Here is a 13,607-nt window from a genome sequence, read left to right on the forward strand (position 1 = left end):
TCGCGCTTTTGGCTTTTAAAAAATAAACACTATTCAGACGTTTGCTCTCTACCTAGCAATGCCATTGCGGCTTCTTTAACGTCTTTATTCTCGTAAAGAACTTTATAGATTTGTTCTGTAATAGGCATTTCAATGCCGGTGCGCTGCGCAAGTAAATACACTTCTTTGGTGTTGCGATACCCTTCAACTACCTGTCCTATCGACTCGATAGCAGCATCCACCCCTTTACCTCCGCCTAGCGCTAAACCAAAGCGACGATTACGAGATTGATTGTCTGTGCAGGTTAAAATTAAATCTCCAAGACCAGCCATGCCCATAAACGTTTCTGACTTTGCTCCAAGCGCACACCCTAAACGGCAAAGCTCAGCCAAGCCACGTGTGATAAGCGCGGTTCGCGCATTCGCGCCAAAACCAAAGCCATCAGACATTCCCGCACCTATAGCGATAACGTTTTTAACCGCACCACCAAGCTGTATACCAATAAAGTCGTTATTGTTATACACCCTAAATGAACGCCCACAATGCAGTAAATCTGCTAATTGCTTTGCTAAAGCAGGTGAAGTTGATGACACAGAAATTGCTGTAGGTAAGCCCATTGCCATTTCTTTAGCAAAAGTAGGTCCAGAAACCACAGCTAAAGGCACGTCATCACCCAGCTCTTGCTGTGCAACTTCTTGTAATAAGCGACCAGTATTGGGTTCTAACCCCTTGGTAGCCCATGCAACCTCAGCACCTTCGAGTAACGACGGTTTGATTTGTTGCAATGTGTCACCAAATGCATGGCTAGGCACTACAACCAAAATAATTTGACTATCACAAACTGCGCGATGCAAATCACATTCAAGGTGAAGAGTGTCAGGGAAAGTAACATCGGGTAGGTAACGTTGATTCTTCCGCTCAGCTGCAAGCGTGGCAACGTCGTCGCTATTGCGTCCCCAAAGTGTCACTTTATGACCATTTCGGGCTAAACAAATAGCAAGGGCGGTGCCATAAGACCCCGCCCCTAATACAGTAACAGCTGAATTTGCTGTACTCATAAATTATGCGTCTGCAGTTGCCTGATCAGCTTGCGCTGCGCGCTGCTGCATGTACTGAGCAAACAATGCATCAAAATTAACTGGTGCAAGGTTAAGCTGTGGGAATGTACCGCGATTAACTAAGTTAGAAACAGCTTCACGTGCATACGGGAATAACACGTTAGGGCAGAAAGCACCTAGCATGTGTGCTAATTGCATTTCTTCAACTTCGCCTACAGTGAAGATACCCGCTTGTTGGATTTCACATAAAAACGCAGTTTCTTCACCGATAGAAGCTGTTACAGTTAATGCAAGCACGACTTCGTATAAACCTTCATCTAATTTATTCGAACGCGTATCAAGGTCTAACTTAACTTCTGGTGTCCACTCTTTTTGGAAAATAGCAGGAGAGTTTGGTGTTTCAAAAGACACATCTTTTGTGTAAATACGTTGAATGCTAAATTGTGCGCCAGCTTCTTGAGCGGCTACGTTTTGATTTTCTTCGTTCATTGTAATTCCTAACTTTAATCGTTTTTATAATAAATACGTTAATTAACTTAAGCGTTTAATTTAGCATCAAGTTTACCTTGAGCTTCAATAGCCATCATGTCGTCACAACCGCCGATATGTTCATCATTAATAAAGATTTGCGGTACTGTGCTTGCGCCACCTGCTTTTTTTATCATTTCAGCGCGAAGCTCAGGCTGTACACCAATATCAATATTTTTAAACGTCACGCCTTTGCTTTCAAGCAATGCAAAAGCGCGTTGACAAAAAGGGCAATACGCTTTGGTGTATAGAACAACATTACTCATACTAATTCCTCTATCGGCCAGTTAAATTTATTAACGACCTGTTGTGGTTGGTAGGCCTGCACTTTGCCATGCGCCCATACCACCGGATAAAACATAAACCGACTCAAACCCAGCTTTATGCATAGCTGTAGCAATACCTGAAGCGGTCATGCCAGTTGTACATACTAATATAATGGGTTTGCTCTTATGCTTTTCAAGGCTTGAAAAGTCAGATTGTTTAGCTTTTTCAGGATTTAAATGCTCAGCGCCTGCAATACGCCCATTATTAAATTCTTTTTGTGCACGTATATCAACAACTAAGCCGTCTTCACGGTTAATTAGTAACGTTAACTGTTGCGGGTTTATTTGACGGATTGCTGAAAATTTACTTTTAAACCACCCACCCACAATTAGCGCAACTAAAGCGACCCACGCTAAACTTAAAATCGGATGATTTCCGATAAATTCAATATATTGTTCCATACGACTTCCACTATGAAAATTGTCCCGCACCAAAGGCGCTGGGGTTATTAATAACAGGGCTATAATCTAGCCTCGCAAGTATACGTGCTTGATGAAAAATTACCAGAGAGTGAAATATTTTAATATCCTGATTTGAATGCTGATCCACAAGCAAAAACACGGTATGCTAAGCATCCAACAGGTTGCAAATTTCAGGAGCTACAATGACACAGCATAAAAAACCTCTCGTATTAATGATTTTAGATGGTTGGGGATACCGCGAAGACACTCAAAGCAATGCAATCCTAGCAGCAAACACGCCTGTATTGGATGAGCTTTGGGCAACCCGCCCACATACATTAATTTCAGGGTCTGGTTTAGATGTTGGTCTGCCTGATGGCCAGATGGGTAATTCTGAAGTGGGCCACGTTAACTTAGGTGCAGGACGCATCGTCTATCAAGACTTCACACGCATAACCAAATCAATTAACGACGGTGAGTTTGAGCACAACCCAACGCTTGTTGAAAATATCGACAAAGCAATTAACGCAGATAAAGCAGTGCATCTTATGGGTCTTTTAAGCCCAGGCGGCGTTCATAGCCATGAAGACCACATTGTTGCTGCAATCAAAATGGCAGCAAACCGAGGTGCAAAAGAAGTCTACTTCCACGCATTTTTAGATGGCCGTGATACACCACCACGCAGTGCCCAAGCATCAATAGAGCGTGTTGAAGCCTTATTTAGCGAGCTTAACTGTGGCCGCTTGGCTTCAATTGTAGGCCGTTACTATGCAATGGACCGCGACAACCGCTGGAACCGTGTTGAGCAAGCGTATGACTTAATGGTTAGTGGCATTGCCCAGCATAATTACGCTAACGGTATTGAGGCGCTAACTGCCGCTTATGAGCGCGACGAAAATGATGAATTCGTTGCCGCAACAACAATTGCAGCAGAAGGCCAACAAGCAGCTCAAATCAATGATGGCGATACGGTTATTTTCTTAAACTTTAGAGCCGACCGTGCTCGCGAGATGACCCGCGCATTCGTTGATAAAGACTTTGATGGCTTTGCCAAGAAAAAAGCGCCTGAGCTAAGTGGCTTTGTTATGCTAACAGAATACGCCGCTGACATTGATGCGCCTGCGGCATTTGCTCCTGAACCGCTTGTTAATGTATTAGGAGAATGGTTCGAGAAAAATGGAAAAACCCAACTGCGTATCTCCGAAACAGAAAAATACGCACACGTGACCTTCTTTTTCAGTGGCGGCCGTGAAGATGAATTTGATGGCGAAACCCGCGAGCTGATCCCATCACCTCAAGTAGCTACCTATGATTTACAACCTGAGATGAACTCAGAAATGCTCACCGACAAACTCGTCGAAGCCATTAAGAGCGGACAATACGACGCTATAATCTGTAACTACCCTAATGGCGATATGGTTGGCCACTCAGGCGTATTTGAAGCCGCAGTAAAAGCCTGTGAAGCAGTTGATAGTTGTATTGGCCGTGTAGTAGCTGCGCTTAATGAATTTGGTGGCGAGGCACTTATTACAGCAGATCATGGTAACGCGGAGCAAATGGCAAACCCAAAAACAGGCCAAGCACATACAGCACACACCAGTGAACCAGTTCCCTTCATTTATGTTGGCCGCGACGCCACACCAAGTGAAGGCAAAGCACTGAGTGACGTAGCACCTACAATGCTACACCTAATGGGCATGGAACAGCCTAGCGAAATGACTGGCACACCTATCATGACATTGAAATAAGCTATGACAAAAAGTGTTAACCTGTTCATTATTAGTCTGTTAATACTTACTTCATTCGCTATTGCTCCGGCAACAGCGAATGAAGATCGTACTAAAAAAGACCTATCTGAAATTCAAAATGCGTTAAAACAAAGTGAAGCCGACTTAGCAGCACAGCGCAAAGACATTGCAAAACTGCAACAAACCTTAAAAGCATTTGAACTAAATATAGCGAAGAACGCAAAGGCGCTCTCGATTGCAAAACAATCGATTAAAGAGACCGAAGCACAACAAGCGACACAGCAACGCCAAGCTAATAAATTAAAGCAACAACAACAAAAATTACAACGCGTGCTCGCTGCCCAACTAAAAAGTGCGTATATGTCAGGCGGCAATGACTACGCAAAGATGCTCCTAAATCAACAAAATACGGCACAAGTAGAACGCACCCTTAGTTACTACAACTACCTTAACAAAGCCCGCATAAAGCAAATAGAAGAATTAAAAGCGTTAATGGTTGAAATAGAAGCGGTTCAAGCTGAACTTGAACAATCTAAAAAACACCTTATCGCATTACACCAAGAGCAAAAGTCTCGGCACCAAGCATTAGTTGATGCGCAAAAACAACGAAAGAGCAATATTAGCGAATTAAAAGCGAAGCTTGATTCAACTAAAGGCACCATAAACTATTTAAAAGAAAATGAAAAAACCCTTGTTACTACATTACAAGAGCTCGAAAAAGAGAAAAATCAGACTATCGAACTGATTGGCTTACAATCAAGTAAAGGACGTTTAAATTGGCCAACGAAAGGTAAACTCGCACACCGCTTTGGTCAGCGAAAGCATAGCGGCATTAATTGGAAAGGTGTACTAATAAGCGCTAATGAAGGCAACCAAGTAAGCAGTATTCATAACGGGCAAGTTGTATATGCCGACTGGCTTAAAGGCTATGGCTGGGTGATTGTAGTAGACCACGGTGAAGGTTTTATGAGCCTGTATGGTCATACGCAAACTCTACTAAAAGATGTTGGCGACACGGTGCGCAAAGGCGATATTATAGCATTAGTTGGGCAAAGCGGCGGACAGGCAAATTCTGGTCTATACTTTGAATTACGCCACAAAGGACGCGCAGTAAATCCTGTAAAATGGTGCAGACGCATTTAATTGACTAAACAGTGCTGCACCCAATGGGGAGCAGCTGATGCCAACAACACAACCTACTATTAAGCGCCAAGCCACAAACTTAGCCAGTAATAACATCATCAATTCTTTGCTAATGCTATTTTTCGTATGTTTTAGCCTAAATTGTTTTGCCGTAACCTCTATCAATGAGCTAAAACAACAACAGCAACACGAAATTCTATTTAATATACATGCTTACTATGTAGAAGACCTTTCGTTGCAAAGTAGCTTTAGTGATAAACGCCAATTCGAAGCACTATTAAATCAGCTTGACCCCTATTCAAAATACCTTGATGAAAATGAGCTAGACGCCCTATTTAATAGCACCAATGGGCGATACACAGGTTTAGGTATTGAAGTACAAGCCAAAGACGACCAAATTGTCATTATTAACGCACTCAACAACTCCCCTGCCCATAGCGCAGGTATAAAACAAAACGACGTTCTTCTTGCTATAAATAATCAATCAGTTGCGAATAAAGATATAAGCCAAGTCGCAAATATGATTTTAAAGAGTGGATCAGCGACAGTGCAGTTAAGCATTAAGCGCAACAATATTCAGCAACCTCTTAGCTTTGCGCTCACCCGTAAAGAAATAAATATTGAAAGCGTTAAAAGCGCACTGTATGACTTTGGTGTGGGTTATATGGCCATTAATAGCTTTAGCAACCACACATTACACGATGTTTCACGCCAGCTTGCAGAGCTTGAAAGTAACTATGGCGGAGCATTAGCAGGACTTGTGCTAGATTTACGCGATAACCCAGGTGGTACATTACAAAGTGCTGTGGCAGTTGCTGATTTATTTTTACAACATGGCACAATCGTCACCACAAAAGGGCGTTTTTATGATGCCAACCAACATTATAAAGCCAGTGCAGGTGATATTTTAAATGACGCCCCTATCGTTGTATTGATCAACGAAAACTCGGCATCAGCCGCCGAAATACTTGCCGCAGCATTAAAAGACAACCAACGCGCTACTTTAGTCGGCAATAAATCCTTTGGTAAAGGCTCAGTGCAATCTTTAATCCCCTTGGGTAACGGTAATACGGCTTTAAAGCTAACAACGGCTAAATACTTTTCTCCTTCAGGAAAGTCAATCGACGGAATAGGTGTTGCCCCTGACGTAGCGATTAATAAATCAACACTTTCACAAATAAATAAAGTCGCTATAATAAAAAATGAACAAGGAAACAGCAACGGCTCGTGGTTTAGTGATAACCCAACCGATCAACAGTTATTAAAAGCAAAGCAGTTGCTTACTATGAAGTGATGTAGCTTAAATAAAAAGATAATAAAAATTATAAATTTGAAAAAAATACTTTTGCTAATTATGGCTATTTGTCTTTTACCTAGTTATGTACACAGTAAACAAATAGCCATTGTGATTGATGATATTGGCAATCATCAACGCGACTTAGAAACTCTCAACCTTCCTGGTAAAATTTCGTATTCGATTTTGCCCCACACCCCGTTTTCTCAAATATTTGCACAACTAGCCAGCCAGACTAATAAAGAGCTATTACTTCATGTCCCAATGCAAGCGCTGGATCAAAGCAAAGCGCTCGGCCCTGGCGCATTAACCAACGACATGAATAAAGAGCAGTTACAAAGTACGCTTTACAATGCACTTGCAAGCCTTCCGCAAGTGAAAGGTGTTAATAATCATATGGGGTCAGACCTAACTCAAAAAAGCACCCCGATGAAATGGACAATGGAAGTACTAAAACAGCGAGGCCTGTATTTTTTAGATAGCCGCACTACGGGGTTAAGCCAAGCTCAAAACGTAGCAAACTTATACGGAGTAGAAAATGTAGGTCGTCATGTATTTTTAGACAACATCCCCAATGAGCAGCAACTGCAATTTAGACTAGATGAACTAAAACATAAAGCCCAGCGTTATAACTTTGCCATTGCCATCGCCCACCCCTACCCTGAAACCATTGAGTTTTTATCGCGCAAACTTCCTGAGTTGGAACAACAAGGATTTGAGCTCGTGCCGCTTTCACAACTTGTAGAGCGTAAATATATACAACTCGCACAGGCTGAATCTAAAGCAGTAAATGCAAGATAAAAGGTTCTAGGTGCTAGGTGCTAGGTAAACAGAATATAGTCCGTCGTTAAAATAATCCCGTAGGTTGGGTTGAGAGCAACGAAACCCAACGATTTAAGGTATGAGTTAATAGACAGCTTTGAGCGATGAGATGACGGCCAGTCTAACGCATTTTTGGACAAAAATGAGTTAGAGACGACGGGAGGTTTTGTGCCATGATCGGTCATTGGCAAACTTTGATGTATGAAGTCAAGATTTGAGCTCTTTTGTTCCAGACCCCTTATGTTCCACAAAATTCAAAGACATTTATCAACGAATGATTGCAGCAGGAAAGCCTAAAAAAGTAGCCATCATTGCCTGTATACGAAAGCTTGTAGTGATAATAAATTCTATGGTGAGAGATGGTGTCATGTGGGATCCTAAAATGGTTTAAAATTAGGATTTGGCACCATAGTCACTTGTTAGGTTTAAAATACTGTAGCTGAAAAATAGCCAGCCCCTATACCTAAACATCCCATTGAAACCCCTCTAATTAATTTTAAAGTTTTAGATATTTTGTATATATCTTTACCTTTGAGTAATGAGTCAACAATATGGTCTTGCCCAATAATTGAAAAGAATATAGATAAACCTAAAAGCCCCAAGGTAATATAAACATCATTCCCCATTTCAACAGCCTTTAATTGTACAAGTATAATAATTGCACCAATTACGGCAGATGAAAGCCATGCATATTGTTTTAGTAGTTCAAAATGAAGCTCTGTAGTGAGAGTTTCATTCTTTACTTTATTTTCGTTAACTGAATCTACTTCGATATTTTTTTCTTTTACTGCTTCCATAATTAAAACAGAACTCCGATGTATGGTTTAAACCTAGCGCCCTGTTAACAGGCAAAATACAGTTGGCTATAATTGGAACGAAGTGACAAAAGCCAACTGTATTTTGTCCTTGTTTAACAGCTTGTTATAAGTAATTTACTCTGACTTTTTTCTACTTGTAAATACGGTAATTAAGCCCGACAACAAAAGCCAAAATGAGATTACAACCACATAAGCTGTCACCGACTGAGGTAACGCACCAAACTCTTCGATTTTAAAGTGCGTTTCACCCATAGCTTTTGCAACACCTGTCCACAAAACTGGGATGTTTACCCAAAACAATAAAGGCAGGAATAATAAGCCAATTTTTGTTATTCCCAATATTGGGGGCAGATTAAAAATTAAAGATATAACCAGAAAACGTTTAATTGAGAAAGTTCTAAAATTCATCGATGACTACAATCCTTTGATTACTTATAACAGCTTTACTAGAGGACATTTTCCCTATTTTAGCGTGAAAATGTCCTTATTTTATGAACTTATATTAATAACAAATAGTATAAGTGATTGCCAGTTATAAATATTATGCTTAATGGAGCTTATTTAAACATGTGAAAAAAAGGGAAAGCATACTCTTATTATGACTAAGCTAACGCCCCCTGAATGACTGCTGCTCGCTCAAAGCCACCCTTAGAGCAATTAATTAACTTATTTTGGGGCAGAAACGAGTTACGCCTTAACGTTTGCTCTTGGCAATTCAAAACAACCGATAATGCAAAATACAGGTGTTGGCTGATTGGGTATTTTTTCGTTGGGTTTCGCTGCGCTTAAACCAACCTACGTTGATAACTCTTAAGCGCAGCGCCTATAAATTGTTTTGTGAATAACTCACTTAAAGCTCTTTCTATCATGTTTCACAAGAGGCAAAAAATAGCGGTGCCCACTTATGCTTATGACTTACCGCTTCCCTTTAACGCAAAAAGCCCCGCATTTTCATGCGGGGCTTTTAAATTTTATACAAGGTTAAGCGTTAGCTCATTGCTGCTTGTAGCTTTTTCATCGCTGTTTTTTCAAGCTGACGAACACGCTCTGCTGATACACTGTACTTTGCAGCGAGCTCTTGCAAAGTAGCCTTATCATCAGACAACCAACGTGCACTGACGATGTCTTGTGAACGTTCGTCGAGTGTTTTTAATGCGCTAAACAAACGTGTATGAGACTGTTCTTGCCACTGCTGCTGTTCAACTTCTTCAGCTAAGTCGTTACTGCCGTCAGTTAAGTACTGAACTGGTGAGTAAGTGCTGCTTGGCGCGTCGTCGTTGTCGTCGCTAGTTAAATCAAAGCCCATGTCTTGGCCGCTCATGCGCGATTCCATTTCACGTACTTCTTTTTCACTTACACCTAGCTCATTTGCTACGGTTGCTACCTCAGCTTGGTTAAACCAACCTAGGCGCTTTTTATTTTTACGCAAGTTAAAGAATAACTTACGCTGTGCTTTAGTGGTCGCAACTTTAACGATACGCCAGTTCTTAAGCACGAATTCGTGAATTTCTGCTTTTATCCAGTGCACTGCAAATGAAACCAAACGTACGCCCACTGATGGGTCAAAACGTTTTACTGCTTTCATCAGACCGATGTTACCTTCTTGGATCAAATCCGCTTGTGGTAGGCCGTAACCTGAGTAGCCTTTAGCGATATGCGCCACGAAGCGTAAATGAGACATGATGAGTTGCTTTGCAGCATTAAGATCGCCGTCTTCCTGTAAGCGGGTCGCCAACTCTTTTTCTTGCTCAGCCTCTAGCATAGGTATTGTACTTACCGCTTGAAGGTAACCATCAATACTCGCGCTTTGCTGTCCAACTGTGAGTGCCATTGCGTATAAATCTTTACTCATTTTTCACCTCGGTGATAAACATTTGAAACCATCTTAGCACTCTTTAACCGAGAGTGCTAACTTCAATTTAAATCTTTTTTTCGATTGAAGCAAGTGATTTTTTCGATGTTTTTTATTGTACTTTAAACGTCTGAATATGCGATGAATTCTAGCTTTGCAGAGCGTTAGAAAAAATCCCCAACGGTTATATTCCTAACGCTTTTAGTGATGATACACATCTAATGTTACACTTTATCGGGTTCTATTTCTTTAATGTAACGATTCACTGATAAGTAAGAGCCAACAAAGCCAAGTATCGTTGCTAGCAACACCAATGAACCAAACTCTGACACACTCAACCCGATTAAATCAAAGTGTGTTTGGTACACGCCCGCAACCTCAGTAACAGCTGAGCCCAGCCACCACATCATTAAAGCAACACAAATAAAGGCAAACAAGCCGCCAATGATGCCATACCAAATCCCCGTCCATAAAAAGGGCGCGTGGATAAAGGTGTTGGTTGCCCCTACAAGCTTCATAACTTGAATTTCTTCTTTTTTATCCATGATAGATAAACGAATCGTGTTGCCAATAATCAGCGTTACTGATGTAAGTAAAAGTAATGCAATAGTAATGACGCTTTCTTTTAATAGACTAAGTAGCGCATTGAGCCTTTCAAGCCAAGCAATGTCCAGCTTGCCAAAGTCCACCTCACGTTCTTTTTCAAGTTTTTCAAGCAATGCTCGGGCTGAATCAGCTTGGCGGTGACGGCTAGTAGGTGTGATCAAAACAACATCGGGTAATGGGTTTTCATCTAAATACTCTAGTGCTTGGCCAAAGCCTGATACTTCTTTAAATTCAACGAGTGCATTTTGCTTCGAAATAAAGGTGACTTTATCAACTTCGGGGTATAACGCTAAGCGCTTCACTAGCGTTTGTGTTTCTTGTTCGCTCATTGACTCTTTAACGAATAATGAAATTTCAGCTGCTTCTTCAAATCCGCTATTTATTTGTTGAACATTTTTAACCACTAAATACAAGGTTGCCGGTAACGTTAAGCTTAAGCCCAGTACTGCAATCGTCATCATCGAGGCCATGGGCGTTCGCCACATCTCACCTAAACTATGAATACCTTGGCGGAAAATATTTAAAATAAAAAAATATCCAGCCGCTATAAATGATTTTTTTGCTCGTTCATTCTGGCTCTGACGCCCTTTAAATAACAAACTCATAATGACGCCTCAGCCAGTGGATCTTGACTCATACGACCCTCTTTTAAAGTCAGGCTACGATAGCGCATACGCGAGATCAGCCCTAAGTCATGGGTCGCGATTAATACTGTGGTGCCGTGTTTATTAAAGTCTTCAAATAAACGCAGAATATCCATAGACAACTCTGGATCTAAGTTTCCCGTAGGTTCATCGGCAAGGAGTAATGGTGGCGAATTAACAATTGCACGTGCAATACCTACTCGTTGCTGCTCACCACCTGATAATGTAGAGGGGTGACATTTTACTTTATCTAACAAACCAACTTTATCTAAAGCGCCGTGAACGCGTTTTTCAATTTGCTTGCGGTGAGTGCCCTCGATGACCAGCGGCAGCGCTACGTTATCAAATATTGTATGGCGCTCTAATAAGCGATGGTTCTGAAATATAATACCAATGTCACGACGAACATAAGGGATTTGTCTTGATTTAACAGCACTCAAGTCAACGCCATTGATCAATACTTTTCCTGCCGACGGACGCTCCATCAAGCTGATTAATTTAAGTAAGGTACTTTTACCAGCTCCGCTGTGGCCTGTTAAAAAAGCCAGCTCACCGGGCCTGATATGAAAGCTCACTTTTTCCAGAGCTCGGTGGCCACCTGGATATGTTTTGCTGACTTGCTGAAAATTTATCATTCTTATCCCTCAGCTAAAAAAGGCCTAAACCAATTTGATTTAAGCCCCTTTTTAAATTTACGCTTCGTCCTCGTCTTGGCTAAACAGCGCATCGATAAAGTCGTTACTATTGAATGCTCTTAAATCATCAATACTTTCACCCACACCTATATAGCGGATAGGAATATTAAACTTATCAGCGACCGCGAAGATCACGCCACCTTTAGCTGTGCCATCTAACTTAGAAAGTGTAATCCCCGTTAAACCAACACACTGATTAAACAGGTTTACTTGACTAATTGCATTTTGACCCGTGCCTGCATCAATCGTTAGCATAACTTCATGCGGCGCATCTGGGTCAATCTTTTTCATTACACGCGCTATTTTTTCAAGCTCTTGCATTAAATTATCTTTATTCTGCAAGCGCCCTGCTGTATCGGCGATTAACACATCAACATTACGTGCCTTGGCCGCTTGGAAGGCATCAAATACCACTGAGGCACTATCCGCACCGGTATGCTGCGCAATCACGGGGATTTCATTACGCTCACCCCATACTTGCAGTTGCTCAACGGCTGCAGCACGGAAGGTATCACCGGCAGCAAGCATCACTGATTTACCTTCGTTTTGGAATTGCTTAGCAAGTTTACCGATTGTGGTGGTTTTACCTACCCCATTAACACCAACCATTAAAATAACAAATGGCTTTTTATCACTCGGAATCTCTAATGGTTGTTCTGCTGTTTTAAGCATTGCGGACATTTCTTGCTTCATTAACTCATAAAGCGCATCACCGTCTTTTAGCTGCTTGCGATCTGCTGCATCGGTTAAATTATCAATCAGCTTCATGGTGGTATCAACACCTAAGTCAGCAGTTAATAATTGTGTTTCTAATTCTTCAAATAGCTCGTCATCAATTTTTTTACCACTAAAAATTGATGCAAAACCAGACCCTATATTTAGCTTGGTTTTAAGTAAGCCTTTTTTAAGACGCGAGAAAAAACCTTCTTTTTTAGGCTTTTCTGCTTTTTTAGCTTCTTCTTTAGCAAGTTCTGCCGTAAGACGTTCTTGTTCTAAGCGTTCTGCCTCAGCTTCTGCGGCAATGCGCTCTTGCTCTACACGCTCAGCCTCTGCCTTTTCTGCTGCAATGCGTTCTTGCTCTAAACGTTCAGCTTCCGCCTTTTCTGCTGCAATGCGATCTTGCTCTACACGTTCAGCCTCTGCCTTTTCTGCTGCAATGCGCTCTTGCTCTAAACGCTCAGCCTCTGCCTTTTCAGCAGCAATACGCTGTTGCTCTACACGTTCAGCCTCTGCCTTTACTGCAGCAAGTCGCTCTTGCTCTAAACGCTCAGCCTCTGCCTTTACTGCAGCAAGTCGCTCTTGCTCTAAACGTTCAGCTTCCGCCTTTTCTGCTGCAATGCGTTCTTGCTCTACACGTTCTGCCTCAGCTTCTGCTGCAATGCGCTCTTGCTCTACACGTTCAGCTTCCGCCTTTTCTGTGGCAATGCGCTCTTGCTCTACACGCTCAGCCTCTGCCTTTTCTGTGGCAATTCGTTGTTGCTCTAATTCTGCATCATGTTGTGATTGTTCTGCGGCTTTGCGTTCAAGTTCCAAACGCATTGCTTCTTCCTGCTGTGCTAAGCGCTCTGCTTGCTCACGGCGAACCTGCTCAGCCTTCTCTGTTTCGAGCAACTCTTCGTGTGCTTTTTCGGCAGCAAGTCGTTCTTGCTCTACACGCTCAGCCTCTGCTTTCTCTGCAGCAAGTCGTTCTTG

At 41.8% G+C, this 13,607-nt stretch carries 14 protein-coding genes and 1 pseudogene; 5 read left to right on the forward strand and 10 right to left on the reverse strand.

What is annotated here, in order from left to right; all coding sequences use genetic code 11:
- Nucleotides 1-29: 29 nt before the first annotated feature.
- From gpsA to CSC79_RS05150, 4 genes are read right to left on the reverse strand one after another with little or no spacing between them, the layout of a single operon-like run.
- Nucleotides 30-1,037, reverse strand: coding sequence for an NAD(P)H-dependent glycerol-3-phosphate dehydrogenase (gene gpsA, locus CSC79_RS05135; protein ID WP_099294736.1), 1,008 nt, complete (start codon nucleotides 1,035-1,037; stop codon nucleotides 30-32).
- 3 nt (nucleotides 1,038-1,040) lie between these two features.
- The gene (gene secB, locus CSC79_RS05140; protein ID WP_099294738.1) at nucleotides 1,041-1,526 is read right to left on the reverse strand and encodes a protein-export chaperone SecB; all 486 of its coding nucleotides are present in this window, start codon (nucleotides 1,524-1,526) and stop codon (nucleotides 1,041-1,043) included.
- Nucleotides 1,527-1,573: 47 nt separating this feature from the next.
- Nucleotides 1,574-1,831 (reverse strand): glutaredoxin 3, encoded by a 258-nt coding sequence (gene grxC / locus CSC79_RS05145; RefSeq protein WP_099294740.1) that lies wholly within the window; start codon nucleotides 1,829-1,831, stop codon nucleotides 1,574-1,576.
- A gap of 30 nt (nucleotides 1,832-1,861) precedes the next feature.
- Nucleotides 1,862-2,293 carry a rhodanese-like domain-containing protein gene (locus CSC79_RS05150; protein WP_099294742.1) on the reverse strand — a complete coding sequence of 144 codons (432 nt, stop codon included), beginning with the start codon at nucleotides 2,291-2,293 and terminating at the stop codon, nucleotides 1,862-1,864.
- A gap of 203 nt (nucleotides 2,294-2,496) precedes the next feature.
- Between CSC79_RS05150 and gpmM the strand changes: the two genes are divergently transcribed.
- The 5 genes and pseudogenes from gpmM to CSC79_RS05175 form a co-directional block, all read left to right on the forward strand.
- Complete coding sequence (gene gpmM, locus CSC79_RS05155) at nucleotides 2,497-4,041, forward strand: 2,3-bisphosphoglycerate-independent phosphoglycerate mutase (protein WP_099294744.1); 1,545 nt, start codon at nucleotides 2,497-2,499, stop codon at nucleotides 4,039-4,041.
- A 3-nt stretch (nucleotides 4,042-4,044) separates the two neighbouring features.
- Nucleotides 4,045-5,184 (forward strand): peptidoglycan DD-metalloendopeptidase family protein, encoded by a 1,140-nt coding sequence (locus CSC79_RS05160; RefSeq protein WP_099294746.1) that lies wholly within the window; start codon nucleotides 4,045-4,047, stop codon nucleotides 5,182-5,184.
- Between the two features lie 112 nt (nucleotides 5,185-5,296).
- The gene (locus CSC79_RS05165; RefSeq protein ID WP_237113968.1) at nucleotides 5,297-6,478 is read left to right on the forward strand and encodes a S41 family peptidase; all 1,182 of its coding nucleotides are present in this window, start codon (nucleotides 5,297-5,299) and stop codon (nucleotides 6,476-6,478) included.
- Nucleotides 6,479-6,538: 60 nt separating this feature from the next.
- On the forward strand, nucleotides 6,539-7,279 hold the full coding sequence (locus tag CSC79_RS05170) for a divergent polysaccharide deacetylase family protein (RefSeq protein WP_099294750.1): 741 nt from the start codon (nucleotides 6,539-6,541) through the stop codon (nucleotides 7,277-7,279).
- Nucleotides 7,280-7,553: 274 nt separating this feature from the next.
- A pseudogene (locus tag CSC79_RS05175) lies at nucleotides 7,554-7,691 on the forward strand (IS110 family transposase); the annotation flags it as partial.
- A gap of 34 nt (nucleotides 7,692-7,725) precedes the next feature.
- Here CSC79_RS05175 and CSC79_RS05180 read toward each other — a convergent pair.
- From CSC79_RS05180 to ftsY, 6 genes are all read right to left on the reverse strand, one after another.
- Entirely contained in the window at nucleotides 7,726-8,097 is a 372-nt protein-coding gene (locus tag CSC79_RS05180; protein WP_099294752.1) for a hypothetical protein, read from the reverse strand.
- A gap of 135 nt (nucleotides 8,098-8,232) precedes the next feature.
- The gene (locus CSC79_RS05185; RefSeq protein ID WP_099294754.1) at nucleotides 8,233-8,526 is read right to left on the reverse strand and encodes a hypothetical protein; all 294 of its coding nucleotides are present in this window, start codon (nucleotides 8,524-8,526) and stop codon (nucleotides 8,233-8,235) included.
- 580 nt (nucleotides 8,527-9,106) lie between these two features.
- Nucleotides 9,107-9,970: an RNA polymerase sigma factor RpoH gene (gene rpoH, locus CSC79_RS05190; protein WP_099294756.1), complete on the reverse strand. Its 864-nt coding sequence runs from the start codon at nucleotides 9,968-9,970 to the stop codon at nucleotides 9,107-9,109.
- 224 nt (nucleotides 9,971-10,194) lie between these two features.
- Nucleotides 10,195-11,181, reverse strand: coding sequence for a permease-like cell division protein FtsX (gene ftsX / locus CSC79_RS05195; protein ID WP_099294758.1), 987 nt, complete (start codon nucleotides 11,179-11,181; stop codon nucleotides 10,195-10,197).
- Nucleotides 11,178-11,855: a cell division ATP-binding protein FtsE gene (gene ftsE / locus CSC79_RS05200; RefSeq protein WP_099294760.1), complete on the reverse strand. Its 678-nt coding sequence runs from the start codon at nucleotides 11,853-11,855 to the stop codon at nucleotides 11,178-11,180. The genes ftsX and ftsE overlap by 4 nt, the downstream gene beginning before the upstream one ends.
- 57 nt (nucleotides 11,856-11,912) lie before the next feature.
- Nucleotides 11,913-13,607: signal recognition particle-docking protein FtsY (gene ftsY / locus CSC79_RS05205; protein WP_099294762.1), on the reverse strand; the 1,695-nt coding region annotated here is incomplete at its 5' end.

The sequence above is a fragment of the Pseudoalteromonas sp. 3D05 genome (assembly GCF_002723455.1).
Taxonomy (GTDB): Bacteria; Pseudomonadota; Gammaproteobacteria; order Enterobacterales; family Alteromonadaceae; genus Pseudoalteromonas.

Coding starts and splice junctions, on each gene's coding strand:
- gpsA (WP_099294736.1), bottom strand. CDS start 1,037: ATGAGTACAGCAAATTCAGCTGTTACTGTATTAGGGGCGGGGTCTTAT.
- CSC79_RS05160 (WP_099294746.1), top strand. CDS start 4,045: ATGACAAAAAGTGTTAACCTGTTCATTATTAGTCTGTTAATACTTACT.
- secB (WP_099294738.1), bottom strand. CDS start 1,526: ATGAACGAAGAAAATCAAAACGTAGCCGCTCAAGAAGCTGGCGCACAA.
- rpoH (WP_099294756.1), bottom strand. CDS start 9,970: ATGAGTAAAGATTTATACGCAATGGCACTCACAGTTGGACAGCAAAGC.
- ftsX (WP_099294758.1), bottom strand. CDS start 11,181: ATGAGTTTGTTATTTAAAGGGCGTCAGAGCCAGAATGAACGAGCAAAA.
- CSC79_RS05165 (WP_237113968.1), top strand. CDS start 5,297: ATGCTATTTTTCGTATGTTTTAGCCTAAATTGTTTTGCCGTAACCTCT.
- CSC79_RS05180 (WP_099294752.1), bottom strand. CDS start 8,097: ATGGAAGCAGTAAAAGAAAAAAATATCGAAGTAGATTCAGTTAACGAA.
- CSC79_RS05170 (WP_099294750.1), top strand. CDS start 6,539: ATGGCTATTTGTCTTTTACCTAGTTATGTACACAGTAAACAAATAGCC.
- CSC79_RS05185 (WP_099294754.1), bottom strand. CDS start 8,526: ATGAATTTTAGAACTTTCTCAATTAAACGTTTTCTGGTTATATCTTTA.
- CSC79_RS05150 (WP_099294742.1), bottom strand. CDS start 2,293: ATGGAACAATATATTGAATTTATCGGAAATCATCCGATTTTAAGTTTA.
- gpmM (WP_099294744.1), top strand. CDS start 2,497: ATGACACAGCATAAAAAACCTCTCGTATTAATGATTTTAGATGGTTGG.
- ftsE (WP_099294760.1), bottom strand. CDS start 11,855: ATGATAAATTTTCAGCAAGTCAGCAAAACATATCCAGGTGGCCACCGA.
- grxC (WP_099294740.1), bottom strand. CDS start 1,831: ATGAGTAATGTTGTTCTATACACCAAAGCGTATTGCCCTTTTTGTCAA.